This is a genomic window from Streptomyces sp. Tue6028, assembly GCF_002300165.1.
Lineage (GTDB): Bacteria > Actinomycetota > Actinomycetes > Streptomycetales > Streptomycetaceae > Streptomyces > Streptomyces siamensis.
In genome coordinates this window covers 154,354-181,353 of the sequence record NZ_MLCE01000035.1, presented here as the reverse complement: position 1 = coordinate 181,353, position 27,000 = coordinate 154,354, and the positions used below count along the sequence as shown (strand labels likewise).

The 27,000-nt window shown below is 71.7% G+C and carries 25 protein-coding genes; 8 read left to right on the top strand and 17 right to left on the bottom strand.

The features are described from left to right. Nucleotides 1-19: 19 nt before the first annotated feature. The 12 genes from BKI49_RS32570 to BKI49_RS32520 all read right to left on the bottom strand — a co-directional run bounded on the left by BKI49_RS32570 (nt 20) and on the right by BKI49_RS32520 (nt 11,935). Nucleotides 20-1,150 (bottom strand): polyprenyl synthetase family protein, encoded by a 1,131-nt coding sequence (locus BKI49_RS32570; protein ID WP_095937881.1) that lies wholly within the window; start codon nt 1,148-1,150, stop codon nt 20-22. Continuing rightward, on the bottom strand, nt 1,147-2,565 hold the full coding sequence (gene hpnE / locus BKI49_RS32565) for a hydroxysqualene dehydroxylase HpnE (RefSeq protein WP_095937880.1): 1,419 nt from the start codon (nt 2,563-2,565) through the stop codon (nt 1,147-1,149). The genes BKI49_RS32570 and hpnE overlap by 4 nt, the downstream gene beginning before the upstream one ends. Then, on the bottom strand, nt 2,562-2,702 hold the full coding sequence (locus BKI49_RS36090; RefSeq protein ID WP_257005046.1) for a DUF6380 family protein: 141 nt from the start codon (nt 2,700-2,702) through the stop codon (nt 2,562-2,564). The genes hpnE and BKI49_RS36090 overlap by 4 nt, the downstream gene beginning before the upstream one ends. After that, on the bottom strand, nt 2,702-3,652 hold the full coding sequence (hpnD, locus tag BKI49_RS32560) for a presqualene diphosphate synthase HpnD (RefSeq protein WP_095937879.1): 951 nt from the start codon (nt 3,650-3,652) through the stop codon (nt 2,702-2,704). Before hpnD ends, BKI49_RS36090 begins: the two co-directional genes overlap by 1 nt. Further along, nucleotides 3,649-4,551: a squalene synthase HpnC gene (hpnC, locus tag BKI49_RS32555; RefSeq protein WP_095937878.1), complete on the bottom strand. Its 903-nt coding sequence runs from the start codon at nt 4,549-4,551 to the stop codon at nt 3,649-3,651. The genes hpnD and hpnC overlap by 4 nt, the downstream gene beginning before the upstream one ends. Nucleotides 4,552-4,909: 358 nt before the next feature. Continuing rightward, the gene (locus BKI49_RS32550; protein WP_373557625.1) at nt 4,910-5,701 is read right to left on the bottom strand and encodes an ABC transporter ATP-binding protein; all 792 of its coding nucleotides are present in this window, start codon (nt 5,699-5,701) and stop codon (nt 4,910-4,912) included. Further along, on the bottom strand, nt 5,676-6,605 hold the full coding sequence (locus BKI49_RS32545; RefSeq protein WP_095937876.1) for an ABC transporter permease: 930 nt from the start codon (nt 6,603-6,605) through the stop codon (nt 5,676-5,678). The genes BKI49_RS32550 and BKI49_RS32545 overlap by 26 nt, the downstream gene beginning before the upstream one ends. A gap of 97 nt (nt 6,606-6,702) precedes the next feature. Beyond that, nucleotides 6,703-7,587: a glycosyltransferase family 2 protein gene (locus BKI49_RS32540; RefSeq protein WP_095937875.1), complete on the bottom strand. Its 885-nt coding sequence runs from the start codon at nt 7,585-7,587 to the stop codon at nt 6,703-6,705. Further along, a complete protein-coding gene (locus BKI49_RS32535; RefSeq protein ID WP_179332657.1) occupies nt 7,584-8,363 on the bottom strand; it encodes a CDP-alcohol phosphatidyltransferase family protein in 780 nt (259 codons plus the stop codon). The genes BKI49_RS32540 and BKI49_RS32535 overlap by 4 nt, the downstream gene beginning before the upstream one ends. Beyond that, the gene (locus BKI49_RS32530; RefSeq protein WP_095937873.1) at nt 8,341-9,402 is read right to left on the bottom strand and encodes an iron-containing alcohol dehydrogenase family protein; all 1,062 of its coding nucleotides are present in this window, start codon (nt 9,400-9,402) and stop codon (nt 8,341-8,343) included. The genes BKI49_RS32535 and BKI49_RS32530 overlap by 23 nt, the downstream gene beginning before the upstream one ends. Further along, nucleotides 9,390-10,142 carry a phosphocholine cytidylyltransferase family protein gene (locus BKI49_RS32525; protein WP_095937872.1) on the bottom strand — a complete coding sequence of 251 codons (753 nt, stop codon included), beginning with the start codon at nt 10,140-10,142 and terminating at the stop codon, nt 9,390-9,392. Before BKI49_RS32525 ends, BKI49_RS32530 begins: the two co-directional genes overlap by 13 nt. Next, nucleotides 10,139-11,935 (bottom strand): DUF5941 domain-containing protein, encoded by a 1,797-nt coding sequence (locus tag BKI49_RS32520; protein ID WP_095937942.1) that lies wholly within the window; start codon nt 11,933-11,935, stop codon nt 10,139-10,141. The genes BKI49_RS32525 and BKI49_RS32520 overlap by 4 nt, the downstream gene beginning before the upstream one ends. 341 nt (nt 11,936-12,276) lie before the next feature. Between BKI49_RS32520 and galE the strand changes: the two genes are divergently transcribed. From galE to idi, 4 genes are all read left to right on the top strand, one after another. Next, nucleotides 12,277-13,257: a UDP-glucose 4-epimerase GalE gene (gene galE / locus BKI49_RS32515; protein WP_095937871.1), complete on the top strand. Its 981-nt coding sequence runs from the start codon at nt 12,277-12,279 to the stop codon at nt 13,255-13,257. Between the two features lie 133 nt (nt 13,258-13,390). Beyond that, complete coding sequence (locus BKI49_RS32510; protein WP_095937870.1) at nt 13,391-14,329, top strand: cation diffusion facilitator family transporter; 939 nt, start codon at nt 13,391-13,393, stop codon at nt 14,327-14,329. Further along, nucleotides 14,326-14,853 (top strand): GNAT family N-acetyltransferase, encoded by a 528-nt coding sequence (locus tag BKI49_RS32505; protein WP_257005045.1) that lies wholly within the window; start codon nt 14,326-14,328, stop codon nt 14,851-14,853. The genes BKI49_RS32510 and BKI49_RS32505 overlap by 4 nt, the downstream gene beginning before the upstream one ends. A gap of 123 nt (nt 14,854-14,976) precedes the next feature. Then, complete coding sequence (gene idi, locus BKI49_RS32500; RefSeq protein ID WP_095937868.1) at nt 14,977-15,570, top strand: isopentenyl-diphosphate Delta-isomerase; 594 nt, start codon at nt 14,977-14,979, stop codon at nt 15,568-15,570. A 54-nt stretch (nt 15,571-15,624) separates the two neighbouring features. On the opposite strand, the gene BKI49_RS32495 is transcribed toward idi, so the two are convergent. Beyond that, a complete protein-coding gene (locus tag BKI49_RS32495; protein ID WP_095937941.1) occupies nt 15,625-16,131 on the bottom strand; it encodes an ATP-binding protein in 507 nt (168 codons plus the stop codon). Nucleotides 16,132-16,434: 303 nt separating this feature from the next. Here BKI49_RS32495 and BKI49_RS32490 point away from each other — a divergent pair, with 303 nt between their 5' ends. Further along, complete coding sequence (locus tag BKI49_RS32490; protein WP_095937867.1) at nt 16,435-17,184, top strand: enoyl-CoA hydratase/isomerase family protein; 750 nt, start codon at nt 16,435-16,437, stop codon at nt 17,182-17,184. A 32-nt stretch (nt 17,185-17,216) separates the two neighbouring features. On the opposite strand, the gene BKI49_RS32485 is transcribed toward BKI49_RS32490, so the two are convergent. After that, nucleotides 17,217-17,852, bottom strand: a complete 636-nt coding sequence (locus tag BKI49_RS32485) for a DJ-1/PfpI family protein (RefSeq protein ID WP_095937866.1) — start codon at nt 17,850-17,852, stop codon at nt 17,217-17,219. A 28-nt stretch (nt 17,853-17,880) separates the two neighbouring features. After that, nucleotides 17,881-18,834, bottom strand: a complete 954-nt coding sequence (locus BKI49_RS32480) for a GlxA family transcriptional regulator (RefSeq protein WP_095937865.1) — start codon at nt 18,832-18,834, stop codon at nt 17,881-17,883. Nucleotides 18,835-18,946: 112 nt separating this feature from the next. Here BKI49_RS32480 and BKI49_RS32475 point away from each other — a divergent pair, with 112 nt between their 5' ends. Together BKI49_RS32475 and BKI49_RS32470 are read left to right on the top strand one after the other, a co-directional pair. Continuing rightward, nucleotides 18,947-19,813 (top strand): SCO6745 family protein, encoded by an 867-nt coding sequence (locus BKI49_RS32475; protein WP_095937864.1) that lies wholly within the window; start codon nt 18,947-18,949, stop codon nt 19,811-19,813. A gap of 167 nt (nt 19,814-19,980) precedes the next feature. Continuing rightward, nucleotides 19,981-22,359 (top strand): Tex family protein, encoded by a 2,379-nt coding sequence (locus tag BKI49_RS32470; RefSeq protein ID WP_095937863.1) that lies wholly within the window; start codon nt 19,981-19,983, stop codon nt 22,357-22,359. Between the two features lie 855 nt (nt 22,360-23,214). Here BKI49_RS32470 and BKI49_RS32465 read toward each other — a convergent pair. Both BKI49_RS32465 and BKI49_RS32460 read right to left on the bottom strand, forming a co-directional pair. Continuing rightward, on the bottom strand, nt 23,215-24,861 hold the full coding sequence (locus BKI49_RS32465) for an ABC-F family ATP-binding cassette domain-containing protein (protein ID WP_095937862.1): 1,647 nt from the start codon (nt 24,859-24,861) through the stop codon (nt 23,215-23,217). A gap of 48 nt (nt 24,862-24,909) precedes the next feature. Continuing rightward, on the bottom strand, nt 24,910-25,929 hold the full coding sequence (locus BKI49_RS32460; RefSeq protein ID WP_095937861.1) for an oxidoreductase: 1,020 nt from the start codon (nt 25,927-25,929) through the stop codon (nt 24,910-24,912). Between the two features lie 66 nt (nt 25,930-25,995). On the opposite strand from BKI49_RS32460, the gene BKI49_RS32455 reads away from it, so the two are divergent. Continuing rightward, nucleotides 25,996-26,961, top strand: a complete 966-nt coding sequence (locus tag BKI49_RS32455) for an FAD-dependent oxidoreductase (RefSeq protein WP_095937860.1) — start codon at nt 25,996-25,998, stop codon at nt 26,959-26,961. Nucleotides 26,962-27,000 lie beyond the last annotated feature (39 nt).

Below are 27,000 nucleotides of genomic sequence, written 5' to 3'. Positions count from 1 at the left end.
TGTATTCGACCGATAATGATCATCTCTTCCGTACGACGACGAAGTCGGCGAGCGCCACGAGCTGGGCCCGGACCTCGTCGGGCATCTGGACCGCGTCCAGCGCCTGGATGGCGATCGTGTGCTGGCGGCGCGCCTCCTGGGCCGTCCACTCGCGGCCGCCCGCCTCCTCGATGAGCGCCGCGCGTGCGGCGAACTCCTCCTCGGAGAAGTTCTCGAAGTCGCTGGCCTTGGCGTCCTCGGCCAGGAGCCGGCCGAGCCGCTCGGAGGCGGGCCCGCCCGCGGCGAGCGCGGCCACCACCGGCAGGGACTTCTTCCGCTGGCGCAGGTCGCTCCAGGTCTGCTTCCCGGTGGCCTCCGGGTCGCCCCAGATGCCGAGGAGGTCGTCGACGGCCTGGAAGGCCAGGCCGAGGTGGTAGCCGTACTTCTCCAGCGTGTCGGCGGTGAAGTCGTCGGCGCCGCCGAGGACCGCGCCGATGGAGCAGGCACAGGCGAGCAGGGCGCCCGTCTTGTTGCCCTCCATCTCCAGGCACTCCTCGACGCTGACCCGGTCGCGGTGCTCGTACGAGATGTCCTGGGCCTGACCGTCGATCAGGGCCCGGGTCGCGGTGGTCAGACGGCGGGTGGCACGGCCCGCCTCGACGGTGCCGAGCTCCAGCAGGATCTCGTTGGCCAGGGCGAACAGGGCGTCGCCGACGAGGATGGCCTGGGCGGGGCCGTGCACCTTCCAGACGGTGTCCCGGTGGCGGCGCTGCTCGTCGCCGTCCATCAGGTCGTCGTGCAGCAGCGAGAAGTTGTGCACCAGCTCGACCGCGACCGCGCCGGGCACACCCACCTCGGGGGCGGCACCGGCCGCCTGGGCGGAGAGCACGGCGAGCGCGGGGCGCACGGCCTTGCCGCCGTCGCCGTCCGCGGGGTTGCCCTCGGCGTCGATCCAGCCGAAGTGGTAGGCGGCGACGGTGTCCATGGGCGCCGCCAGGCGGTCGACGGCCGCCCGGAGGACCGGTGTGGCCAGGGTCCGGCCGCGCTCCAGGAGCGCGGTCACGTCCACCGCGTCGGCAGCCGTCTCGGCCGGGGGCACAGTGGGCACAGTCTCTCCTCTTGTTGCGGTACCGGAGGTGCGGGGACCTGCCGTGCTCTGGTCGAGCGTCATGCCGCCTCCTCGAAGACTCCGAGGAGGTGATCGCGGGGCCGGCCCAGGGCGCCGAGCGCGGCGCCCGCCGCACTGACACCGCTGCGGACCGCACCCTCCATGGTCGCGGGCCACCCGGTGGCGGTCCACGCTCCGGCCAGGTACAGGCCGGGTGCCTTGGTGCGGGCGCCGGGCCGCAGGCGGCCGACTCCCGGGGTGGGGGCGAACGTCGCGGTCCGCTCCCGGGTCACGAAGAAGTCCTTCACGCCGGCGCCCCGTGTGGCGGGCAGCAGCCGCTCCAGCTCGGGCAGGTAGCGCTCGCGCAGGTCGGCGACGGGCGTGTCGATCTCCTCCTGCGCGGCCGACTGTGACAGCGCCAGGTACTGGCCCTCGCGCAGTCCCGACGCCTCGGTCCGGTCGAAGACCCACTGCACCGGGGAGCCGAGCGCGGCGAAGAACGGCTTGCCGAGCACCTTCCGGTCGTAGACGACATGGACGTTCAGGATCGGGGCGGTGCCGATCTCCAGGAGCCGGTCCGGGGCGTCGAGCGCTCCCCCGGGCAGCAGATCGTGGGTCTCGCGCTGCGGCACGGCGAGGACGACCGTGTCGGCCTCGATGCGCTCGCCGGGAACCTGAACGTCCCAACGCCCGTTTTCGTTAGGGGAGATGGAGGTGACGCGTGTACGGACTTCGGTACGGACGCCCGCGGAGTCGAGCGCCTTGCGGGCCAGGGTGTCGTGCAGTTCGCCCAGCGGGACGCGTGCCCAGCCGATGTCGGCCGCGCCCGGGTCGGACAGCAGACCCGTCTTGAACACCATCGCGGCGAGCCCGAGCGAGGCGTCCTGGGCCACCGCGTTGAGGGTGGCGACCCCCACGAGGTCCCACAGTGCCTCGACGGCACGCCGCGACTGACCGTGCTCGGCGAGCCAGCTGCCGAAGTTCTGCGTGTCGAGCGCCGGATCGGCGAGGTCCAGGCCCTTCAGCGCCAGCGCGGCACGCCCGACCTTGGCGCGCTCGGCGAGTGACAGATGCGGGTAGGTCGCGAGGCTGCGCGCGAGATGCAGAGGCACGGGCAGCGCGGTGCGGCCGAGTCTGCCGAGCCGTCGTCCCGGCTTGCCCTCGGCATCGAGAACGGGCACGTCGAGACGATCCTGCAGGGGTGCGAGCGAGGCGGCGTCGACGCGGTCGAGGAACCACCGGTAGGCGGTGCAGCAGCGCAGGTACACATGCTGTCCGTTGTCCACGGTCAGATCGCCGCGCTGGAAGGAGAAGGCGAGCCCGCCGAGACGCGGACGCCCTTCGAGCAGGGTCACCCGGACCCCGGCGTCGGCGAGCGCGAGCGCGGCGGTGATCCCGGCGAGCCCTCCGCCGACCACTACGGCGGCCGCCCCCTCGGGGCGGCCCGGAGTGCCCGCGGACTGTGTGACGTCGCTCATCGTGCCCCCTCCCCTGCGGCCGCGCCGCGATGGTTGAGCGGTGCACGGTCGGCCGTCTCAGTCAGGGACGCCGCCCGGCTCCGGAGGGTTGCGCGCCGCTTTTCGCCGCCGGCGTCACCTTGGCCCAGATTGTCCATCAGGCGCGCCTCCTGACGGCGCGCCGGGACACATGGCGGGCGTCGAGGCCGGACAGACCGCGTACGGCGACGTACGCCTTCTCACGTCCGGGGAGCGAGACCCGGCCGCGCAGCACCGCCTCGGGCTCGCGCTCGATCCGGTCGAGGAGCCGGCGGTAGATGCCGGCCATGGCGGCGACACACGCGCCGCTGCGCCGGTCCAGCATGGGCAGCAGCCGGTACCCCTCGGCGAAAAGGGTGCGGGCCCGACGCACTTCGAAGTGCACGAGGCCCGCGAAGTCGGAACCCTCCGGTGGGTTCGGTCCGTCGAACCCGGCCGAGCAGCCGAACTTGGCGAGGTCGTCGGCGGGCAGATAGGTGCGTCCTCCCGCGGCGTCCTCCCGGACGTCCCGCAGGATGTTGGTGAGCTGGAGCGCGAGCCCGAGCGTGTCGGCATACTCCGGCGCGCGCTCCGCTCCGCGCGCCCCCGGTTCCGTACCGAACACGCCGAGCGAGAGCCGGCCGATCGCCCCGGCCACGCACCGGCAGTAGACCTTGAGGTCGTCCCAGGTCTCGTACGTCTCGCCGCGCACGTCCATCAGCACGCCGTCGATGAGTTCGTCGAGGCCGCCGAGCGGCACCGGGAAGGCCTCGGCGGTGTGGGCGAGCGCCACCGCGACCGGGTCGGTGTCGTCCTCGTCCACGGACCCCGCGCGGACCCGCGCGAGCAGCGCCCGGGTCTCCTCCAGGCGCGCGCTCTTCACGTCGGGCGCGAGCGCGCCGTCGCCGATGTCGTCGACGCGCCGCGAGAACGCGTAGAGCGCCGACATCGCGCGGCGCTTGGGCGTCGGCAGAAGCCTGATGCCGTACGCGAAATTACGGGCCTGCTGACCGGTCACCGCCTCGCAGTAGCTGTACGCGGCGAGTACCGGTGCGGACACGTGTTGTTCCGACTCCACGGTCCGGATCACCCCTCTCCTCGCAGAGTCACTCCCACCTCGCGCAGCAGCTGGAGCTTGCCGGGCTTGGGCGGGCCGGGAAGTACGTCGTATTCGGCGGCGGCGATCGCACGGATCGCCGCCCTTCCCCCCGCAACGAACCCCGCGAGCAGCAGCTTCAGCCTGCCGTGGACGCTACCCACGAGGGGGGTGCCTTCATTCAGGAGGTTCATGGCGCGTTCTGCTTCGTATGCAACCAGTGCGCGCACCGATGCGCCTGCTGTGGGTGCGGCGAGGTCCGTCTCGCGCACGTGGAACTGCTTCATGTCCTCGGCGGGCAGGTAGACACGGTCGTGGCCGAGGTCCTCGGCGACGTCCTGCAGATGCTCGACGATCTGCAGCGCGGTGCACACCGCGTCGGAGTGGCGCACCCGCTCCGGCGTCGACGTGCCGGTGACGGAGAGGACCAGGCGGCCGACGGGGTTGGCGGACAGTTCGCAGTAGGCGACGAGGTCGTCGTAGGTCTCGTACCGCGCGACGAGCTGGTCCTGGCGGTTGGCCGCGATCAGGCCGAGGAAGGGCTCGGGGGTGAGGGCCGCGCGGCGGACGGTCGGCTGGAGCCGGCGCAGCAGGGGATGGCGCGGGGTCGAGTCGAACACACGGTGAAGATCGGCCTCGAAGGCGTCCAGCATGCGGAGCCGGTCCCCGGCGTCCTCGGGCGACACGCCGAGCAGGCGGGCGTCCGCGCCGCCCGGGGCGAGGTCGCCGTCACCGATGTCGTCGACGAGCCGGGCGAAGCCGTACACGGCCATCAGGTCGACACGCCAGGCCTTGGGCAGGAAGAAGGGCGCCACGGGGAAGTTCTCGTCCGCGGCCTTGTCGAGGGTGCCGCGCTCCGGGTCTCCGGTACGCGCCGTCCCGGCTTCGGTCACCGCTCGCCACCCGGCGCGGAGACGGCACACGCGTCACGGAGCTGGAGAGTTCCCGTAGCCATTGCCGTCACATCTCCCGTTCTACACTGCCGACCCAACACTGCCCATTTCGGACACGCCGCCCGGGGGTCCGCGCGGCGCGCCGGTGCCGGGTGTCGCGCATTATCGCCCCACTTGCCGCGAATCAGCACCCGTACAGCTTACGTTGTACAACGCTGCATGGTCCGTCGGGGTGTCCTGCACATCACAACAACACACCGATTGGTGTCAAGATTCCTAAGCCCAGGCGGAGTTGACGTTTCCTTTGCAGACGCAGGGCCCCGCCGAAGAGTTCCGGCGGGGCCCTGGGCGAAATGGGCTACTTGCCCGTGAACTTCTCGTACTCCTTGAGGACCTCTTCGGTCGGGCCGTCCATGCGCAGCTCACCGCGCTCCAGCCACAGCACGCGGTCGCACGTGTCACGGATCGACTTGTTGTTGTGACTGACGAGGAAGACCGTGCCGGCCTCCTTGCGCAGCTCGCGGATGCGGGCCTCGGAGCGCTTCTGGAACTTGCGGTCACCGGTGGCGAGGGCCTCGTCGATCATGAGGACGTCGTGGTCCTTGGCCGCCGCGATGGAGAAGCGCAGCCGGGCCGCCATGCCGGACGAGTAGGTGCGCATCGGCAGGGTGATGAAGTCGCCCTTCTCGTTGATGCCCGAGAAGTCGACGATGTCCTCGTAGCGCGACCTGATCTGCTCGCGCGACATGCCCATCGCGAGCCCGCCCAATATGACGTTGCGCTCGCCCGTGAGGTCGTTCATCAGGGCCGCGTTCACACCGAGCAGCGAGGGCTGGCCGTCGGTGTAGACCTTGCCCTTCTCGGCGGGCAGCAGGCCGGCGATGGCACGCAGCAGGGTGGACTTGCCGGAGCCGTTCGAACCGATCAGGCCGATGGCCTCGCCGCGGTAGGCGACGAAGGAGACGCCGCGGACGGCGTGCACCTTGCGGACGCCGCGCTCCTCGCCCCGCTTGAGGATGCGGCTGAGGGCGGCGGTGGCGCTGCCCTTGCCGGTCTTGGCGCCGTTGACCCGGTAGACGATGTGCAGCTCGTCCGCGATGACGGTCGGGATGTGGGAGGTCTGCTCAGCCACGGCCGTACCTCTCTTCAGCCTTCCAGAAGTACACGAATCCGCCGACGGCGACGACCACGGCCCAGAAGACGGCGATGGCCCACACATGCGGGGGCAGGTTCGAGGAGCCGTACCCGTCGATCAGCGCGAAGCGCATCAGGTCCATGTAGACCGCGGCCGGGTTGGCCTGGAGGGCCCGGGCGATCCACTCCGGACGCCCCTCCAGCATCGTGCTGATCGAGAACATGACACCGGACGCGTACATCCACGTGCGCAGGATGAACGGCATCAGCTGGGCGAGGTCCGGAGTCTTCGCGCCCATCCGCGCGACGATCAGCGCGAGCCCGGTGTTGAAGAGGAACTGGAGGACCAGCACCGGGAGGATCAGCAGCCAGGACAGACCGGGGTAGCTGCCGAAGCCGATCGCCACGACGAACAGCACGATCATCGAGAAGAGCAGTTGCTGGAGCTGCTGGAGCGCGAACGAGATGGGCAGCGAGGCCCGCGGGAAGTGCAGCGCGCGCACCAGCCCGAGATTGCCGGAGATCGCGCGGACACCGGCCATGATCGAGCTCTGCGTGAAGGTGAAGACGAACACACCGGTCACCAGGAACGGGATGTACACGTCGTGTGACAAGCCCTTGTTGGCCTTCAGGATCAGGCCGAAGATCAGGTAGTAGACGGCCGCGTTGAGCAACGGGGTCGCCACCTGCCACAGCTGGCCGAGCTTGGCCTGGCTGTACTGCGCGGTGAGCTTCGCCTGCGAGAAGGCGAGGATGAAGTGACGCCGTCCCCAGAGCTGGCGGACGTACTCGACGAGCCCGGGCCGGGCACCGCTGACCGCGAGCCCGTACCGGTCGGCCAGCTCGGCCGCGGAGAGCCCGTCATCGGGCGACGGACGGTCGCTCACCGCGACTCCGCCGTCATGCGTTGTCTCACTCACAAGTGGAAACTTTCGTCTTCAAGATGCGCACGCTGGTCGGGCGTAGGCATGAGCCAGGGACCGGGGTACGGCCCGAATGCTCTCAGGAACGAGCTTGTCAGATGACAGGAGGTCGGCCCAGTCGAGTCAGCCGCCACACCGTACGCCACTTCATGGGCCGCCGGGACCCGCACGGACTGGTCCAGCCTTCCCCGAATCCGCCGAACCAGGCCTTGAGCGCCGGCCCCGAGGGGCGGCGGGCCAGCGTCAGCAGCATCCAGACGCCGAGATAGACCGGGACCAGGGGCGCGGGCAGGTTTCGGCGTGCGAGCCAGACACGGTTGCGGGCCACCATGCGGTGGTAGACCGCGTGCCGCGAGGGCGCGGTCGTCGGGTGGTGCAGCACCATGTCCGACCGGTAGTCGATCATCCAGCCCGCGTCGAGCGCCCGCCAGGCCAGGTCGGTCTCCTCGTGGGCGTAGAAGAACTCGTCCGGCAACCCGCCGACCTCGGCGAAGACCTTCGTGCGCACCGCGTTGGCGCCGCCCAGGAAGGTGGTGACGCGCGAGGAGCGCATCGGGTCGGCGGCGCGCAGCCGCGGCACGTGGCGGCGCTGCGTCTCCCCGGTCTCCGGGTCGGCGATACGGAAGCTGACGATGCCGAGCTCGGGGTCGGCCGCGAAGGCCTGCCGGCACAGCTCGGCGGTGTCGTGCCGCGCCAGCAGGCCGTCGTCGTCCAGGAAGAGGAGAACGTCCACGTCGGTGCCGCCGGGACCGAAGGCCTCGATGCCGACGTTGCGGCCGCCGGGTATGCCGAGGTTCTCGGGCAGCTCGACCGTCCGTACGCCCGCGGGGACGTCGGGGACGGGCGAGCCGTTGCCGACGACGACGACCTCGACCCGGTCGCCGTCCTGCTTGGCGACGGAGTCCAGCAGGGCCCGGAGCTCGTCGGGGCGGTTGCCCATGGTGATGATGACCGCGCCGACCTTCATCGCCGTACTCACTTCAGCCTGCTGGAGGCGAGGATGGACACGAGGTGCAGCACGGTCTGCAGGAGCGCGATCCCGGCGAGCACGGCGGTGCCGAGGCGGGTGAAGAAGAGGTCGCCCCTGACCTGGTCCGCGATCGCGAGGACCAGGATCAGCAGGGACGCCTCGATGCCGAGGATCAGCCGGTGGAACTTGAGCGCGCCGATGGCCCTGCGGGCCAGCGCCATGCCGGAGGACCGGGGCTCGGAGGCGGCCTCCTTGACCGGCGGCAGCCCGCCCTGGTGACGGGCGACCCCGACGAGGTCGGTCTCCGCCTTGACCAGGATCGCGCCCAGGGCGGCCAGGGTGCCGAGGAAGGCCCACAGCCAGTCGATCCGGCCGTCGCCCCACAGGTCGGCGGCGCGCAGGCCGAGGCCGACCAGGACCGCCGCGTCCGTCAGATAGGCGCCGACCCGGTCCAGATAGACCCCGCCGAGCGAGTACTGCTTCTTCCAGCGGGCGATCTCGCCGTCGACGCAGTCCAGCAGCAGGTACAGCTGGACCATCACCACGCCGAGCACCGCGCCGGCGATCCCCGGCACCAGCAGGGCCGGGGCCGCGAGCACGCCGCATACGGTCATCAGGTACGTGAGCTGATTGGGCGTGATCCTGGTGTTCACCAGGTAGCGGTCGACCCGCAGGGACACCTCACGCATGTAGAGGCGTCCCATCCAGTGCTCACCGCTGCGCCGGTCCTTCACCCCTGGGGGGTGCACGACGGGGCGGAGTTCAGCTACCGATGGCCTTGGCATAGTCGGAGTAGATGTCCTTGATCTGGTCGGTCTTCAGGTCGAGGTGTTCGAGGATCGTGTAGCGGCCGGGCCTGGTCCTGGGAGCGAACTCCACGACCTGGACGAACTCGTCCACGGTGAAGCCGATCTCCTCGGGCAGCACCGGCAGCCCGTGGCGGCGCAGCACCTCGGCCATGTACACGGCTTCCTCGGTCGCCCCCCGCAGATGCATCGCGAAGGCCGCACCCAGCCCGCACTGCTCGCCGTGGCTCGCCGCACGCTTGGGGAAGAGGAGGTCGAAGGCGTGGTTGATCTCGTGGCAGGAACCCGAGGCGGGCCGGGAGTCACCGGAGATCGACATCGCGATGCCGGTGAGGACCAGCGCCTCCGAGAGGACCTGGAGGAAGCCGTTCTCCCCGATGCCGCCGGGGTGCCGCAGCACGGCCTCGCCCGCCTGGCGCGCCATGGCCGCGGCCAGACCGTCGATCTTCTCGCCGGTGACCCGGTTGGACAGCTCCCAGTCGGCGATCGCGTTGATGTTGGAGACGGCGTCACCGATGCCGGCCCGGACGAACCGGACCGGGGCCTCGCGGATCACGTCCAGGTCGATGACGACGGCGATCGGGTTCGGCACACCGTAGGAGCCGCGGCCCGCGTCGTTGTCGAGGGTGGCGACGGGCGAGCACAGGCCGTCGTGCGCGAGGTTCGTCGGCACCGCGACCAGCGGCAGACCGACCCGCGCCGCGGCGAACTTGGCGCAGTCGATGATCTTGCCACCGCCCAGTCCCACGACCGCGTCGTAGTGCCCGGCTCGCATGTCACCGGCCAGCCGGACCGCGTCGTCCAGGGTGCCGCCGCCGACCTCGTACCAGGTGGCTCCCGGCAGCGCCGGGGCGATCCGCTCGCGCAGGCGCGCACCGGAGCCGTTGCTGACCGCGACGGCCAGCTTGCCGGAGTGCGAGATGCGCTCGTCGCTGAGCACACCGGCGAGGTCGTCCAGGGCACCCGGGCGGATGTCCACGACGACCGGAGAGGGGATGAGCCTCGTCAGTACTGGCACGCGATCTCACGCCCCTTGGCGAGGTCGTCGTGGTTGTCGATCTCGACCCACTGGACCTCACCGATCGGTGCCACGTCGATCTTGAAACCGCGGTTCACGAGCTCCTGGTAGCCGTGCTCGTAGAACTGCTGCGGGTCGGTCTCCCACACGGTCTTCAGCGCGTCGGCCAGCTCGGCGGCGGCCTCGCCCTCGATGAGGGTGACGCCGATGTACTCACCGGTGGCCTCGGACGGCTCCATCAGCTTGGTGATCTTCTGCACGCCCTTGTCGGGGTGCACGACGACCTTCATCTCCTCGTCGGCGAGCTTCTTCACCGTGTCGAGGGCGAGGATGATCCTCTTGCCGTCGCCGCGGGCGGCGAGCAGCGTCTTCTCGACCGAGACCGGGTGCACGGTGTCGCCGTTGGCGAGGATCACACCGTCCTTGAGGGCGTCACGGCCGCACCACAGGGAGTAGGCGTTGTTCCACTCCTCGGCCTTGTCGTTGTCGATCAGCGTGATCCGCAGGCCGTACTTCTCCTCCAGGGCCGCCTTGCGGTCGTACACCGCTTCCTTGCGGTAGCCGACGATGATGCCGACCTCGGTCAGACCGATCTCGGCGAAGTTTCCGAGGGTCAGGTCGAGGACGGTGATGCTGTCCTCTATGCCCGCGGGGCCCACCGGCACGAGCGCCTTCGGGAGGCTGTCGGTGTAGGGACGCAGACGCCGTCCGGCGCCGGCAGCCAGCACGAGGCCGATCATGCGGGTTCTCCTTCATCGTGTACGGCGGGGGCCCCGGAGGACACCCAGAAGCGGATGCTCTCGACGAGCACAAGCAGGGCGACGGCCACGGCGAGCGCCGTGAGCGCGATCTTGAACTGTGTGGCGGCGAGGAGCGCGGCCAGTACGGTGACCAGCAGAGTCCTGCCTTCGTGCCCGCCGATCGCCCGGACCAGCCAGTGCGGGGGCGCGCCGGCGTTTCCGCGAATGCGGTACACCGTGTCGTAGTGATGGTAGGCGACGGCGGCCACCAGGCCGAAAGCCGCCGGAAGTGCTCCGTTCACGTCGGCTTTGGCGGCCAGTACCAGAACGGTCAGGTATTCCGCGGCGCGGTAGAAGGGCGGGACCAGCCAGTCGAGGGCGCCCTTGAGGGGACGGGCGAGCGCCACGGGCGACAGGAGCACGTAGACCACGGCGCCCAGGACCGGCCACCAGCTGCCGTACGGCGCGAGCGCGGCGCCGAGGACGACGAGGGCGCCGGCGACGAAGGCGACGGCGGCGGGGCCGCGGCGCACCGCCCCGCGGGCGAGGCGGTTCAGCGCCTCGGCGAGCGGGCCGGAGTCGGTCAGGTCGGCGAGCGCCCGGGCCGCGCGGTCCGTGCGCCGCGCCTTGCGGGTGAGCGAGCGCAGCACGCGGCCCGCCGTGGTGTAGCTGGCGGCGAAGGCGCAGCCGACGAGCAGGGCGTAGAAGGTGATCCGCGGGGTCGTCAGGGCGGTGAGCACGGCGATCATCGCCCAGCGTTCACCGATGGGCAGCACTATCATCCGGCGCACCCAGACCGTCCAGCCGACGCTGTCGAGGCGGTCCGACAGGGCCGCGGTGGGGCTGGTGTTGGCGGTGGCGTCGTGGTTCGCCTCGTTGAAGGAGAAGTCGACGACGTGGCGGCAGGTCTGCAGGATCATCGCGCCGAGGGCGAGGGCCCAGACGTCGTCGCCGCCGCGGGCCGCCCCGAGGGCGAGGCCCGCGTAGTAGGCGTACTCCTTGGCGCGGTCGAAGGTCGCGTCGAGCCAGGCGCCGAGGGTGGAGTACTGCAGGGAGTAGCGGGCGAGCTGTCCGTCCGTGCAGTCGAGGACGAAGGAGAACAGGAGCAGCAGGCCGGCGGCCACGAAGCCGGCGCGGGTGCCGGTGGCGGCGCACCCCGCGGCGATCAGGGCGGTGATCAGTGAGGCGGTCGTCACCTGGTTCGGGGTGAGGCCGCGGCGGGCGCACCAGCGTGCGATGTAGCGCGAGTACGGGCTGATGCAGTAGGTGGTGAAGAAGCCGTCGCGGGCCTTCACGGCGCTGCGCAGCCGTACGGCCTCGTCGTCCACGGCGGAGACGGCCTGGCGGGCTTCGTTGCGTTCCTGCGGGTCCGCGGGGACGACGGCGACGAGCGTGCCCAGTTCGGGGCGGTGCACCGCGACGCCGTCGGCGTCCAGCGCGGCGGTCAGGCGCTCGGCGAGATCGTCGGTGGTGACGGCGAGGCCGCCGTTGGCGGAGCTCTCGCGGGCCACGGCCCGGGTCAGCGCACGGCGGGCCTCGGGCTGCACGGATATGGCCCCGCGCAGCGCGGCGGCCGCGAAGCGCGGGTCGGTGAGGCCGAGCCGCAGGGCGTGCAGGTGCCCGACGAAGCGGGCGTCCACGACGGCCACCCGTTGATCAGCCGGTACGGCGGCGAGCAGTGTCTCGGCTTCGCCCGCGTCGGAGGCGAGCCGCACGTCGAAGCCGAGCGACCGCAGATCGCCCTCGAGCGACGATCCGGGGACCGGCTGGCCGGTGAGGATGGCGGTCGACAGCGAACTCACTCCCTGGGTGCCGGCGCGGGGGCACCGGGCAAGTGCGTGATGGGATGCCCCTGCCTGCGGCGGCCGGGCGGCATGTCGGCAGAGGCTATCGGATGAATGGAAGCAGGCGTTCATCACCCGTTCACGGCCCGATCAACCGGTTCTGCCTGGCCGCCTCCGCCGCGATCATCATGGGTGATGCGGGGGTCGCGCCACAAACCGTGCCGGCGGACCGGTGCATTCCGGATAGCGCGGGCGGCATGCGGCGCACCGCTGCGGAGCGGGACGAGCCGGGCGCCGCCGCAGGACGGGGCAGGAGCGGTGCCGGAGGGGTCCGCATAGGGTGGGCGTCCATGACATGGCTGATCACAGGCGGAGCCGGATACATCGGGGCCCACGTTGCGCGGGCGATGACGGAGGCCGGGGAGCGCGTCGTCGCCCTCGACGACCTCTCGGCCGGGGTGCCGAGCCGGCTTCCGGAGGGCATACCCCTGGTGCAGGGCTCGTCGCTGGACGGGGATCTGCTGAAGCGGGTGCTCGCGGAGCACGCGGTGACCGGTGTGGTGCACCTCGCGGCGCGCAAGCAGGTCGGCGAGTCCGTGGCCCAGCCGACGCGTTACTACCAGGAGAACGTGGGCGGTCTCGCCACGCTGCTCGACGCCGTCGCCGGGGCGGGCGTGCGGAGGTTCCTGTTCTCCTCGTCGGCGGCCGTCTACGGCAACCCCGATGTGGACCTCATCACGGAGGACACGCCCTGTGCCCCGATGAGCCCGTACGGCGAGACGAAGCTCGCCGGGGAGTGGCTGGTCCGGGCCGCGGGGCAGGCGCACGGGATCGCCACGGTGTGCCTGCGCTACTTCAACGTGGCGGGCGCCGCCGCACCGGAGCTGGCCGACACGGGCGTCTTCAACGTGATCCCGATGGTCTTCGACCGTCTCACCCGCGACGAGGCCCCGCGGATCTTCGGCGACGACTATCCGACCCCGGACGGCACCTGCGTCCGTGACTACATTCACGTCGCCGATCTCGCCGAGGCGCACCTGGCGGCGGCCCGGCGGCTGACGGGCGACGTGTCCGGCGACCTGACCGTGAACATCGGGCGCGGTGAGGGCGTCTCGGTCCGGGAGCTGGTCACTCTCATCGGCGAGATCAGCGGGGACGACCGGGTGCCGGTCGTCGAGCCGCGCCGCCCGGGTGACGCCCCGCGCGCGGTCGCCTCGGCCGAACTGGCCACGCGGGAGCTCGGCTGGACCGCCCGGCGCGGGGTGCGCGAGATGGTCGAGTCGGCGTGGCGGGGCTGGGTGCTCCACCACGCGCCGACGCCGTCCGAATGATCACGTCAGTGCTCTGACCTGCGCATCGTTTCCGCAGGTCAGAGCACATGACAACGGTGTTCAGTGCCGCGTTGCCCGATGCTCCTCGCCCGTAGTTCACTGTGATCCCGGGCAGAGCACAGGAGGCAGACCCATGGGGGCCGGACACGATCACGGGCACACGCACGGCGCTCCCCCGACGGGGACGGCGACGGCGGCGTACCGCGGGCGACTGCGCGTCGCGCTGTCGATCACGCTCACCGTCATGGTGGTCGAGATCGTCGGCGGCGTCGTCGCCGACTCGCTCGCGCTGATCGCGGACGCCGCGCACATGGCGACGGACGCACTGGGTCTGGGCATGGCGCTGCTGGCGATCCACTTCGCCGCCCGGCCGCCGAGCGAGACCCGCACCTTCGGCTATGCGCGCGCCGAGATCCTCGCCGCGCTCGCCAACTGTCTGCTGCTGCTCTGCGTCGGCGGCTATGTGCTGTACGAGGCGATCCAGCGGTTCCTGACGCCCGCCGACACCGCGGGCGGCCTGACCATCGTGTTCGGCACGATCGGCCTGGTCGCGAACATGATCTCGCTGACGCTGCTGGTACGCGGGCAGAAGGAGAGCCTGAACGTGCGCGGGGCCTTCCTGGAGGTGGCCGCGGACGCGCTGGGCTCGCTGGCCGTCATCCTGTCCGCCGTGGTGATCATGACCACGGGCTGGCAGGCCGCCGACCCGATCGCCTCGATCCTCATCGGCCTGATGATCGTCCCGCGCACCTGGAAGCTGCTCCACGAGACGCTCGACGTGCTGCTGGAGGCGGCCCCGAAAAATGTCGACATGGCGCAGGTGCGTGCCCATATCCTGGCGCTGCCCGGCGTCGAGGACATCCACGACCTGCACGCCTGGACCATCACCTCCGGCATGCCGGTCCTGTCCGTCCACGTGGTCGTCAGCTCCGACGTCCTGAACGCGATCGGCCACGAGAAGATGCTCCACGAGCTCCAGGGCTGCCTGGGTGGCCACTTCGACGTCGAGCACTGCACTTTCCAACTGGAGCCCAGCGGACACGCTGAGCACGAGGCGAGGCTTTGTCATTGACCAGCACTGGACCCACCTCCGTCTGGCGCGCACGCCGGGAGACCGCCGCCGACCGCGCCGCGGTGCACGCCGTGAACGCGACGGCGTTCGAGCGGGCGGACGAGGCCGACCTGGTGGACGCCCTGCGCGCCGACCCGGAGGCGTGGCTGCCTGACCTGTCGTACGTGGCCGAGGCGCCGGACGGCACGGTCGCGGCGTACGCCCTGATCACCCGCTGTCATGTCGACGCCGGCGAGGCGGCGGCGCTGGCACCGGTGGCCGTACGGCCGGAGCACCAGCGCAGCGGCGCCGGATCGGCCGTCGTACGCGCGGTGCTGGAGGCGGCACGCGCGCGGGGAGAGCGACTGGTCCTCGTACTGGGGCATCCCGCGTACTACCCGAGGTTCGGCTTCGTGCCCGCTTCGGAGTACGGCATCCGGCCCGGATTCGACGTGCCGTCCGAACATCTGATGGCCCTCGTCCTGGACGGTTCCTCGGCGGTGGCACCGGGCACGATCAGGTATCCGGCCGCTTTCGGCGTCTGACGCGTGTCGGCCGCGGGTCCGGCTCCGCCGCCGCGGAGCGGGACATGCGGGAGTCGCGAAGTGCCGGGAGTGCCGGTTTCGTACGGCAGACTTGGGGCTCGAAGACCGATGCGAAGGATGGGTATGCCGATCACACCTGCCACCGCGACGCACAGTTCGTCGAACGGCACCGTTGAAGCGATCTTGCTGGAGCTGGTCGACGAGGACGGCAACACGATCGGTACGGCGGAGAAGCTCGCCGCCCACCAGGCGCCCGGACAGCTGCACAGGGCGTTCTCGGTGTTCCTCTTCGACGAGCGCGGCCGGCTGCTGCTCCAGCAGCGCGCCCTCGGCAAGTACCACTCCCCCGGTGTCTGGTCGAACACCTGCTGCGGCCACCCCTACCCCGGGGAGGCGCCGTTCGCGGCGGCGGCCCGGCGGACGTTCGAGGAGCTCGGAGTGTCCCCGTCGCTGCTCGCCGAGGCGGGCACGGTCCGTTACAACCACCCGGACCCGGCGTCGGGGCTGGTGGAGCAGGAGTACAACCACCTCTTCGTCGGCATGGTGCAGTCGACGCTGCGGCCCGACCCGGAGGAGGTGGGCTCGACGGCCTTCGTGACGGCGGCCGAGCTGGCGGAGCGGCACGCGAAGGACACGTTCTCCGCCTGGTTCATGACCGTGCTGGACGCCGCCCGTCCCGCGATCAGGGAGCTGACGGGCCCGTCCGCGGGCTGGTGACCAGGAGGGCGCCGTTCGGATCGGACCGGGTCCGCCCTGATCCGGACGACATCCCTAGACGACGCTGGGAGTGAGCGGCAGGGCGGCCCAGATCACCTTGCCGCCGCTCGCCGTGTGCTCGACGTCGCACACCCCGCCCGATTCCCGGGTCACCTCCCGCACCAGCAGGAGACCACGGCCACCGGTCTGCCCGTGGTCGGCCTCCAGGGCGGTCGGGCGGTACGGGTGGTTGTCCTCGACGGAGACGCGCACCCACTCGGCACCGACGGCGACCTCCACGGCGAGCATCGGCGACAGCAGCGCCGCGTGCCGGACCGCGTTGGTGACCAGCTCGGAGACGATCAGCAGGAGTCCCTGGACGAGGTCGTCCGAGACGGGTACTCCCTGACGGAACAGCAGATCACGGACGGCGTGCCGTGCCTGCGGCACCGAGGCGTCGACAGCGGGAGCGGTGAACCGCCACACCCCCTCGTACGGCAGCGGGACGGTCGCTCTCCGGTCCGGAGACACGTTTCCGCCGGCTTCGGGGCTCGGGTCGGACCCCCGCCCGAGGTTGTCCATCGTCCGGTCGCCACCCTTGCGCTCGATTGTCACCACGCATCGAGTGTTGAGAGCGCACCGGTCCATACCTGATGACTGAACAGAAGTCAGCAAGTATCGACGGTTTCTGATCGTCGGCGTATGACACGGTCAGTTGTGAGACTGCTCCTGTCCCCGTTGTGCCGACTTCGCGAACTATTCGGGTTGTACGGGTTCGGCACCGGCTCGACGGGCCCGTTCCGGGTGTTCACGCCGTTCACAGGCGCCCCGGGGCCGCCCCCCTTCTTGATCGCGCGCCCGGCGAGTGCGGTTAGCATGCGGCGTATGGAGCCGCAGCTGTTGCACCGCGTCGGCGACGGCGTCGCCACCGTCGTCGTCCACCATCCGGCGAAGCGGAACGCCATGACGACCGGCATGTGGCGGGCGCTGCCGCCGCTGCTCGACGCCTTGAGCGCCGACGACGACGTGCGCGTCCTGGTGCTCACCGGTGAAGGCGGGACGTTCTGCGCCGGGGCCGACATCTCGACGCTGCGCGGCTCCCCGGACGAGGCGCAGACGCTGGCCGTGCGCGCCGAGGAGGCGCTCGCCGCCTTCCCGAAGCCGACGCTGGCCGCGATCCGCGGCTACTGCGTGGGCGGCGGGTCCCAGCTCGCGGCGGCCTGTGATCTGCGGTTCGCGGAGGAGGGGGCGCTCTTCGGAGTGACCCCGGCGAAGCTGGGGATCGTCTACCCCGCCTCCTCGACCCGGCGGCTGGCCTCGCTGGTCGGCCCGGCGGCCGCCAAGTACCTCCTGTTCTCGGGCGAGTTGATCGACACGGAGCGGGCACTGCGCACCGGCCTGGTGGACGAGGTGCTGCCCGAGGGGGAACTCGACAAGCGGGTCGCCGAGCTCACGCGCGTCCTGGCCGGGCGCTCGCTGCTCACGCAAGCCGCGGCCAAGGAATTCGTGAACGGGCGCACGGACCGGGACTCCCACTGGGCGGAGCAGGCGCGCCGCGGCGGCGACACCGCGGAGGGGGTCGCCGCCTTCCTGGAGCGGCGCCGGCCGCACTTCACCTGGACCACGCCGGGATGACGCGGTTCTGCACGCATCGGTTCGGTCTTTGACTACATCAGGCTGAAACGGCTGTTCGTGCGGAACTCCTCGACCAGGTGCGCGGGCGCCTTGTGCGGGGCGCCGGCGTCGTAGGGCGGCTGCGGGTCGTACTCGGTCAGCAACTGCACGGCCTGGGCGTGTTCGTCGCCCGCGATCCGGCCGAGCAGGGTGAGCCCCATGTCGATGCCGGACGAGACGCCGGCGGCGGTCACGTACTTGCCGTCGAACACGACCCGCTCCCCGGTGGGCTCGGCGCCGTACTCCTTGAGGAAGTCCAGGGCCAGCCAGTGGGAGGTGGCCCGGCGGCCGTCGAGGAGCCCGGCCGCGGCGAGCAGCAGGGAACCGGTGCACACCGAGGTCGTCCAGGTGCTGGTGACGTCGGCCGCGCGCAGCCAGTCCAGCAGGACCTCGTTCTCCATCTGCGAGAACTGGCCCGGCCCGCCCGGCACCACGACGATGTCCGGTCCCGGCACCTCGGCCAGGGTCCGGTCCGCGGTCAGCGCCAGCGCACCGGTGTCACTGCGCACGGGTCCGGTGCGCTCGGCGACGAACACGACCTCGGCGTCGGGCAGCCGGCCGAGGGTCTCGTAGGGGCCCACGGCGTCGAGAGCCGTGAAACGGTCGTAGAGGACGATGGCGATCTGCATCGGGATTCCTTTCGATGGGCCGGCCGGATCAAGGGGTGGAGGCGGGGCGGAAGCGGCGCCGGTACTCCGCGGGTGCCGAGCCGAGCGCCTTCACGAAGGCGCGGCGCATCGCCTCCGGCGTGCCGTAGCCGCAGGCACGCGAGATCTCCTCGACACCGTCGCCGGTGTCCTCCAGGAGGCGCCGGGCCTGTTCCAGGCGGACGCGCTCGACGTACCGGCCGGGTGTCGTGCCGGTCTCGGACTGGAAGGCGCGGGCGAAGTGCCGGGGCGAGAGCCTGGCGCGGGCGGCGAGCGACTCGACGCTCAGGTCGCCGTCGGGATGCTCGGTGATCCACTGCTGGACCTCGCGCAGGGGTTCGCGGCGCGCGGTCTGGGCGGCGAGCTGTGCGCTGAACTGGGCCTGGTTGCCCGGCCGCCGCAGGAAGACGACCAGATGCCGGGCGATCGCGAGAGCGGTCTCGCGGCCGAGGTCCTCCTCCACCAGGGCGAGGGCCAGGTCGATACCGGAGGTGACGCCCGCCGAGGTGGAGACCCGGCCGTCGCGCACGAAGATGGGATCCGGGTCGACCTCCACGGCGGGATGGTCGCGGGCCAGCTTGTCGCAGTAGGCCCAATGGGTCGTGGCCCGGTGCCCGTCCAGGAGGCCCGCCTCGGCGAGCAGGATGGCACCGGTGCAGACGGAGACGAGACGCTCGGCCCGCGGGCCGTGACCGCGCAGCCAGTCGGTCAGCCGACGGTCCGGGTGCCGGGTGCCCCGGCCGCCGGGCACGAGGAGCGTGTGCGGGGCGGGCGCGTCGTCGAGCGCGTGGTCCGGCACGAGGGTGAGTCCGCTGGAGGTGCGCACCGGCGCGCCGTCCGGGGACGCGGTGAGGACGCGGTACGAGCCGCCGTGCCAGGCCTCGGCGCCCGCGAAGACCTCCAGGGGGCCCGTGACGTCGAGGCTCTGCACGTCGTCGAAGAGGACGATCAGAACGGTTCGCATGTCTTCGATTCTTGGCCCGTCACGACATGGCCGCAATGACGAGCACCCCACCATTCCTGCCATCGTGTCCGCAGCGGTTCCCCACGTACCGACCAGTCGGTAACCTGCGGGCATGACCACTCCACTGCCGGAGCGCGCCGGGCGCCGCTGCCACAACGTCCTCAACCCTCTGCACTCGACCCACTACTTCTCGCCCGACCTGGGCCGGGAGATGTCCGCCGTCGGTGTCGAGGACAGCAGGGCCGCGTACTTCGCGGTGCGCGCCGCCGCGCTGGGAGCGGTCGGTCCCGGGACGGTGACGGCGACGTTCTACAACTTCAGCCACGAACTGGTCGCACGGCATCTGCCGCAGGTGTGGCGCACGGTCTCCCCGGAGACGGTGCTCGCGGCACGCGCGCGTGCCGTCGACGCCACGCTGCGGCGACTGCTCGGCGAGGAACTCGTCGCCTCCAAGGAGATGGCCGAGGCCGCCGAGCTCGCCCTGCGCGCCACCGAGGCCTGCGTCAGGACCGCCCGCCCGCTGTACGCCGGCCACGCCGATCTCCCGGTGCCCGACGCCCCGCACCTCGCGCTCTGGCACGCGGCCACACTGCTGCGCGAGCACCGCGGCGACGGCCATCTCGCGATCCTCCTCGACGCGGAACTCGACCCTGTCGAAGCCCTGGTGAGCCACACCGCCACCGGCAAGGGCATGGCCCCGAAGTGGGCCCTGTCCACGCGCGGCTGGTCCCGCGACGACTGGGAGGCGGCCTCCGCGCGCCTGCGCGACCGGGGACTCCTGGACACGGGGGGCGAGTTGACGGAGTCCGGCGTGGCACTGCGCCAGGACATCGAGGAGCGGACCGACCGGCTCGACCGGGCGCCGTACGAGCATCTGGGCGCCGCGGGCGTGGAGCGGCTCACCGAGCTGGCCAAGGGGGTCCTCATGACGGCCCTGGCCGCCGGCGCCTTCCCGGGGGACATGGTCGGGAAGGCCTGAGCGCCGGTCGGCGTCGACCCCGCACGGCGCCGGCCGCCCGGACGCACCACGTGCGATCGCTTTCTTTCGCGACGCGCTGCGCGGCACGACGGTGCCCTGATCCCCCGTTGTCGGCGCCACCTGCCACAATTGCCGCGCAACCTCAGTGGAGAAGGCGGTACGGGATCGTGACGACACCCCTCGTAGGGTCCATCGAAGGCAGGATCGCCGAGGAACTCGGCGTACGGGAGCGGCAGGTCAAGGCCGCCGTCGACTTGCTCGACGGCGGATCGACGGTGCCCTTCATCGCCCGCTACCGCAAGGAAGCGACCGAGATGCTCGACGATGCGCAGCTGCGCACCCTCGAGGAGCGGCTGCGCTATCTGCGGGAGCTGGAGGACCGGCGCAGCGCCATCCTCGATTCGGTGCGCGAGCAGGGCAAGCTCACCGACGAGGTCGAGGCGCAGATCAGGGGCGCCGAGACGAAGGCGCGCCTGGAGGACATCTACCTGCCGTTCAAGCCGAAGCGGCGCACGAAGGCGCAGATCGCGCGCGAGGCCGGCCTGGAGCCGCTGGCCGATGGCCTGCTCGGCGACCCGGCGGTCCAGCCGGTCGCCGCCGCCGCGGCCTTCGTCGACGCCGACAAGGGCGTCGCCGACCCGCAGGCCGCCCTGGACGGCGCGCGGGCCATCCTCACCGAGCGGTTCTCGGAGGACGCCGACCTCATCGGCGAGCTCCGCGAGCGCATGTGGGTGCGGGGACGGCTCGCCGCGAAGGTGCGCGACGGCAAGGAGGAGGCCGGCGCCAAGTTCGCCGACTACTTCGACTTCGCCGAACCGTTCAAGGAACTTCCCTCGCACCGCATCCTGGCCATGCTGCGCGGCGAGAAGGAAGAGGTCCTCGACCTCGTCCTGGAGCCGGAGGAGCCCACCGACGGACCGTCGTCGTACGAGGGGATCGTCGCCGGGCGGTTCGACATCGCCGACCGGGGCCGTCCCGCCGACAAGTGGCTCACGGACACCGTCCGCTGGGCCTGGCGCACCCGCATCCTCGTCCACCTCGGCATCGACCTGCGGCTGCGGCTGCGCACGGCCGCCGAGGACGAGGCGGTGAACGTCTTCGCGGCGAACCTGCGCGACCTGCTGCTCGCCGCCCCCGCCGGCACCCGCGCGACGCTGGGCCTCGACCCCGGATTCCGTACGGGCGTCAAGGTGGCCGTCGTCGACGCCACCGGCAAGGTCGTGGCGACCGACGTCATCCACCCGCACGTCCCGGCGAACCGGTGGGACGAGGCCATCGCCAAGCTCGCGCGGCTCGCCGCGGAGCACTCGGTCGAACTCATCGCCATCGGCAACGGCACGGCGTCCCGCGAGACCGACAAGCTCGCAGGTGACCTCATCACCAGGCACCCGGAGCTGAAGCTCACCAAGGTGATGGTGTCCGAGGCGGGCGCGTCCGTGTACTCGGCGTCCGCGTTCGCCTCGCAGGAGCTTCCCGACATGGACGTCTCGCTGCGCGGCGCCGTCTCGATCGCCCGCCGCCTCCAGGACCCGCTGGCCGAACTGGTGAAGATCGACCCGAAGTCCATCGGCGTCGGGCAGTACCAGCACGACCTGTCCGAGATGAAGCTCTCCCGTTCGCTGGACGCGGTGGTCGAGGACTGTGTGAACGGCGTCGGGGTGGACGTGAACACCGCCTCCGCACCGCTGCTCGCTCGCGTCTCCGGCATCACCTCCGGGCTCGCGGAGAACATCGTGGCGCACCGCGACGCCCACGGCCCCTTCCGCGCGCGCACGGCGCTCAAGGACGTGGCGCGGCTCGGCCCGAAGGCGTACGAGCAGTGCGCGGGCTTCCTGCGGATCCGGGGCGGGGACGACCCGCTCGACGCGTCCAGCGTGCACCCCGAGGCCTATCCGGTGGTGCGGCGCATGGTGAAGACGGCGGGCAGCGAGGTCGCGGGGCTGATCGGCAACTCCGGGGTGCTGCGCTCGCTGAAGCCCGGGGACTTCGTGGACGAGACGTTCGGTCTGCCGACCGTCACGGACATCCTGAAGGAGTTGGAGAAGCCCGGGCGCGACCCGCGTCCGGCCTTCAAGACGGCCACCTTCAAGGAGGGCGTCGAGAAGATCTCCGACCTGGTGTCGGGGATGGTCCTGGAGGGCGTCGTGACGAACGTGGCCGCGTTCGGTGCGTTCGTGGACGTCGGTGTCCACCAGGACGGGCTCGTGCATGTGTCCGCCATGTCCAAGACCTTCGTCAAGGACCCGCGGGACGTCGTGAAGCCCGGCGACATCGTCAAGGTCAAGGTGCTGGACGTCGACATCCCGCGCAAGCGGATCTCGCTGACCCTGCGGCTCGACGACGAGGCCGCGCCCCAGGGCGAGCAGCAGGCCGGTGGCCGGCCCCAGCGGGGCGGGCGGCCGCCGCAGCAGCGGGGGCAGCAGCGTCAGGGCCGCGGCGGCGGTGGCGGTGGCGGCTCCCGCCAGGCGCCGCCACCGGCCAACAGCGCGATGGCGGACGCGTTGCGCCGCGCCGGGCTCGTGGACCCCAAGCGGGGGCGGGGCTGACGGTTGCCGGTACCGGGGCTGACCGTCGCCGGTACCGGGGGCGTCTCGGGCGGGTCCGGCATTGCCGAGGTTCATGCCGGGGTCTGACTGCTGAGGCACCCCGGGGCGGTGTGGGCCGTGCCGGGGTGTGCGCCATGAGGTGCCCCGCGCGGCTGTGGTTCGTGCCGGGGCCTGCCTGCTGAGGCGCCCCGCGCTGCTGCCAGCCGCGCTGGGGCCTGCTGCCTAAGGCGCCCAGCACTGGCCAGGTTCATGCCGGGGCGTGCCTGCTGGCGCACCCCGCGGTGGTGCTCGGCTCGGGGTGGTTGCGCGGCTCGGCGCTGACGAGGTGCCGCTGCGCCCACCCGTGCCGCCCTGGCGGCACGATTGCCCGCAGTTGACGGCGCTGCTGCCCGCAGCCGGGGCGGATGCGCGGGCTGCGGGCGGTGGCGGTACTCCCGCCGATGCAAGGTCCAGGGCGGGCGGCTGGGCAAACAGGGGCCGACGGCAGCGGGCCTGCGGCTGGGAGCGCCGGTCGGTGGACGAACAGAGCCCCGCGGCAGCAGACCTGCGCCAGCAAGCGCCGGCGCACGGGCACGCGCTGGACCGGACCGCAGCCAACAGCCAGGGCGGGCGGGTGGGCAAACAGAGCCCGGCGGCAGCGGACCTGCAGCCGGGAGCGCCGGTCGGTGGACGAACAAAGCCCCGCGGCAGCGGGCCTACGGCTGCAAGCGCCGGTGCACAGGCACGCACCGGACCGCGGCCCACAGCCAGGGCGAACAGACCCCGCGGCAGCGGACCCGCGGCTGCGGGCGGCGGGGCTGGTGGGCGAGCGGAGCTCCGCGGCAGTGGACCCCTGCCACGAACGCCGCGGAGCGGTTACGCGGGGAGTTCCGTGACCTTGCCGGCGGCGACCTCCAGCCGCCGGTTCGTACGCACCGCGTCCAGCATCCGCCGATCATGAGTGACAAGAAGCAACGTGCCCTCGTACGCGTCGAGCGCGGATTCGAGCTGCTCGATCGCCGGGAGGTCGAGGTGGTTGGTCGGCTCGTCCAGGACGAGGAGGTTGACGCCCCGCCCCTGGAGGAGGGCCAGCGCCGAGCGGGTGCGCTCGCCCGGGGACAGCGTCGCGGCGGACCGCAGGACGTGATCCGCCTTGAGGCCGAACTTGGCGAGCAGGGTGCGGACTTCGACCGGCTCGGTGTCGGGCACGGCGGCGCAGAACGCGTCGAGCAGTGACTCGGAACCGTGGAAGAGCTTGCGGGCCTGGTCGACCTCGCCGACGACCACGCCCGATCCGAGCGCGGCATGCCCGGCGTCCAGCGGGACACGGCCGAGCAGCGCCCCGAGCAGCGTCGATTTGCCCGCGCCGTTCGCTCCGGTGACGGCGACCCGGTCGGCCCAGTCGATCTGCAGTGTCGCGGGGCCGAAGAGGTAGTCGCCGCGCCGCACCTCCGCGTCGCGCAGGGTGGCGACGACCGCGCCGGACCGCGGCGCCGCCGCGATCTCCATGCGCAGCTCCCATTCCTTGCGCGGCTCGTCGACGGTGTCGAGCCGTTCGATCATGCGCTGGGTCTGCCGGGCCTTGGCGGCCTGCTTCTCGCTGGCCTCGCTGCGGAACTTGCGGCCGATCTTGTCATTGTCGTTGCCGGCCTTGCGCCGTGCGTTCTTGACGCCCTTGTCCATCCAGGAACGCTGCATCTGGGCGCGGCCCTCCAGCGCGGCCCGCTTGTCGGCGTACTCCTCGAAGTCCTCGCGGGCGTGCCGGCGCGCGGTCTCGCGCTCCTCCAGGTAGGCCTCGTATCCGCCGCCGTAGAGGGTGATCTGCTGCTGTGCCAGGTCGAGTTCGAGGACCTTGGTGACCGTGCGGGTCAGGAACTCACGGTCGTGGCTGACGACGACGGTCCCGGCGCGCAGCCCGCCGACGAAGCGTTCGAGACGCTCCAGGCCGTCCAGGTCGAGATCGTTCGTGGGCTCGTCGAGCAGGAACACGTCGTAGCGGGAGAGCAGCAGCGAAGCGAGTCCGGCGCGGGCGGCCTGGCCGCCGGACAGGGAGGTCATCGGCTGGTCCAGGTCGACGGCGAGCCCGAGGGAGTCCGCCACCTCCTCGGCGCGCTCGTCGAGGTCCGCGCCGCCGAGTGCGAGCCAGCGCTCCAGGCTCGCCGCGTAGGCGTCGTCCGCGCCGGGCGTTCCGTCGACGAGGGCCTGCGTCGCCTCGTCCATCACCCGCTGGGCCTCGGTGACCCCGGTGCGGCGGCCGAGGAACGCGCGGACGGTCTCGCCCGCGCGCCGGTCGGGCTCCTGCGGGAGGTGCCCGACGGTCGCGGAGGGAGGCGACAGGCGCAGCTCGCCCTGTTCCGGGGTGAGGAGTCCGGCGAGCAGCCGCAGCAGGGTGGACTTGCCGGCGCCGTTGGCACCGACGAGCCCGATCACGTCGCCGGGCGCGACGACGAGGTCGAGCCCGGCGAAGAGGGAGCGGTCACCGTGGCCGGCGGCGAGGTTCTTGGCGACGAGGGTGGCAGTCATCAGGACGCCGATCCTAACGGGCCCTCCTGCCCTGCCGCGCCGGAGATCTCAGTGGGCCATCGCCTCCACCAGCACGCTTCCCGAGGTCCTGGCCACGATGAACGACTCCCCCTTCACCGCCTTGGCGTCCAGTGCGACCCGGTGGCGGCCCGCCTCCAGGATGCCGTCGAAGACGTCGTGCGCGTGGGTGCGGGAGAGCCGGTCGAGCCGGTACGCGGTGAGCTGGACACGGCAGGTGGAGGTGACCTCGATGCCGGCCTCGCCGTCGGCCGCGACGAGCCGGGTGAGCCGGCGCTGTTCCCGCGGGCTGCGGTCGAGCGCGTGCTCGATCTGGGCGACGAGGAGGGGGACGATCGGGGCGAGTCCGTCGACGTAGGCGACGTCGACGGACGCGTCGCGGAACGACGCGCGTACGGCGGCCCGTTCGGGTTCGCCGACGGTCCGGCCGAAGACCACGGCGCCGTAGGCGCGCAGTTCGTCGGCGGGGACGTCGGCGGCGTCGCGGGTGATGTCGGCGCCGATGCCGATGGTGCGCAGGGCGGCGGCGAGCCGGGCGAGCAGGGCGACCCGGGCGCCGATGAGCAGGACGCGGCGGCGCGGTTCCGAGTCGCCGTCGAGGAGGGAGTTCAGTGCGCTGCGGTATTCGGCGCCGCGGAAGCGGAACGGCCCTATGCCGTGGTAGCCGTTGAGTTCGAGATCGGCGGGTTCACCGGTCTGCCAGGCGAAGTCGCGCCACACGTAGTCGTCGCCGTCCCGCTCGATCACGGCGGTGACGGCACCGCATTCGAGGCTCGCGCATTCGGGGCAGCCGTAGATGACATAGCGGTCCCCGTCGAGCGGGGCCTCGGCCTCCAGGAGGAGGCTGCGCACCTGGGCGGTGAAGATCGCGGGTGGTACGTCGGAGGCGAGCGGGGACACCGCGTCGAGGTCGGAGAGGCGGAACAGCAGCGGGCAGCCGTCGACGATGAAGTCCACGAAGTCCCGGTGCACTTGGTAGTCACCGTTGGCGAGGACTCCACCGGCACGCATCGCCGGTGCCAGGCCGAAGGTCGCGTACTCGGCAGACATGCTGTGAGTATTCCCGCACTGAGGGTGATGTGAGCACGGCATGACGTATTCCGCTAACGTCCCCGCGTGGAGAGCGCTCGCAGTGGTGATGTGATCGTGGTCGGCAGCGGGGTCGTCGGCCTGACGACGGCGGTCGTGCTGGCCGAGGACGGCGCACGGGTACGGGTGTGGGCGCGCGAGTCCGCGCAGCGGACCACCTCGGCCGTTGCGGGCGCCCTGTGGTGGCCGTACCGCATCGAACCGAAGGAGCTCGCCCGCGCGTGGGCCCTGCGATCGCTGTCCGTGTACGAGGAGTTGGCCGGGCGTCCGGAGGAGACGGGCGTACGGGTGGTCGAGGGTGTACTCGGTGAGACACGGCTGGACGAGCAGGCGCCGTGGGCTGCCGGGCGGCTCGCGGGGCTGCGGGCGGCGACGTCCGCGGAGTACGCGGGGCAGGGGCTGTGGGCCCGGCTGCCGCTGATCGACATGCCGGTGCACCTGGGGTGGCTGCGCGAGCGGTTCCTGCGGGCGGGCGGGGTGATCGAGGAACGCACGGTGACGGACCTGGCGGAGGCGGCGGCTCCGGTCGTCGTGAACTGCACGGGGCTCGGCGCTCGGGAGCTCGTGCCCGATCCCGCGGTGCGCCCGGTGCGGGGGCAGCTGGTGATCGTGGAGAACCCGGGAATCCGCGAGTGGGTGGTGTCGACGGACGCGTCCGCCGGGACGACGACGTATGTCTTCCCGCAGCCGGACCGGCTCGTCCTGGGCGGCACCACGGACGAGGACGACTGGTCCCTGACGCCGGACCCGGAGGTGGCGGCGTCGATCGTCGCGCGGTGTGCGGCGCTGCGTCCCGAGGTCGCCGGGGCGCGTGTGCTCGACCACCGGGTGGGGCTGCGGCCGGTGCGCGACGAGGTACGGCTGGAGCGCGAGGTGCTGCCGGACGGCAGGGTCCTGGTGCACAACTACGGGCACGGTGGCGCGGGAGTGACGGTGGCGTGGGGGTGTGCGCGGCAGGCGGCCGGGCTCGCGCACCCGGCCGCCTCCGCGTGAGCGGCCACGTCGGTGGAAGCGGCCGCCTCCATAGGGGAA

Bases quoted from the DNA above. Each gene is read 5' to 3' on its own strand.
- BKI49_RS32480 (WP_095937865.1), bottom strand. From the start codon at position 18,834: ATGCGAACCGTTCTGATCGTCCTCTTCGACGACGTGCAGAGCCTCGAC.
- BKI49_RS32465 (WP_095937862.1), bottom strand. From the start codon at position 24,861: ATGACTGCCACCCTCGTCGCCAAGAACCTCGCCGCCGGCCACGGTGAC.
- BKI49_RS32525 (WP_095937872.1), bottom strand. From the start codon at position 10,142: ATGATCGGCCTCGTGCTGGCTGCCGGCGCCGGACGGCGTCTGCGTCCC.
- BKI49_RS32460 (WP_095937861.1), bottom strand. From the start codon at position 25,929: ATGTCTGCCGAGTACGCGACCTTCGGCCTGGCACCGGCGATGCGTGCC.
- BKI49_RS36090 (WP_257005046.1), bottom strand. From the start codon at position 2,702: ATGGACAATCTGGGCCAAGGTGACGCCGGCGGCGAAAAGCGGCGCGCA.
- BKI49_RS32535 (WP_179332657.1), bottom strand. From the start codon at position 8,363: ATGCCAAGGCCATCGGTAGCTGAACTCCGCCCCGTCGTGCACCCCCCA.
- idi (WP_095937868.1), top strand. From the start codon at position 14,977: ATGCCGATCACACCTGCCACCGCGACGCACAGTTCGTCGAACGGCACC.
- BKI49_RS32490 (WP_095937867.1), top strand. From the start codon at position 16,435: ATGGAGCCGCAGCTGTTGCACCGCGTCGGCGACGGCGTCGCCACCGTC.
- BKI49_RS32495 (WP_095937941.1), bottom strand. From the start codon at position 16,131: ATGGACAACCTCGGGCGGGGGTCCGACCCGAGCCCCGAAGCCGGCGGA.
- BKI49_RS32485 (WP_095937866.1), bottom strand. From the start codon at position 17,852: ATGCAGATCGCCATCGTCCTCTACGACCGTTTCACGGCTCTCGACGCC.
- BKI49_RS32475 (WP_095937864.1), top strand. From the start codon at position 18,947: ATGACCACTCCACTGCCGGAGCGCGCCGGGCGCCGCTGCCACAACGTC.
- BKI49_RS32570 (WP_095937881.1), bottom strand. From the start codon at position 1,150: ATGACGCTCGACCAGAGCACGGCAGGTCCCCGCACCTCCGGTACCGCA.
- galE (WP_095937871.1), top strand. From the start codon at position 12,277: ATGACATGGCTGATCACAGGCGGAGCCGGATACATCGGGGCCCACGTT.
- hpnE (WP_095937880.1), bottom strand. From the start codon at position 2,565: ATGAGCGACGTCACACAGTCCGCGGGCACTCCGGGCCGCCCCGAGGGG.
- BKI49_RS32510 (WP_095937870.1), top strand. From the start codon at position 13,391: ATGGGGGCCGGACACGATCACGGGCACACGCACGGCGCTCCCCCGACG.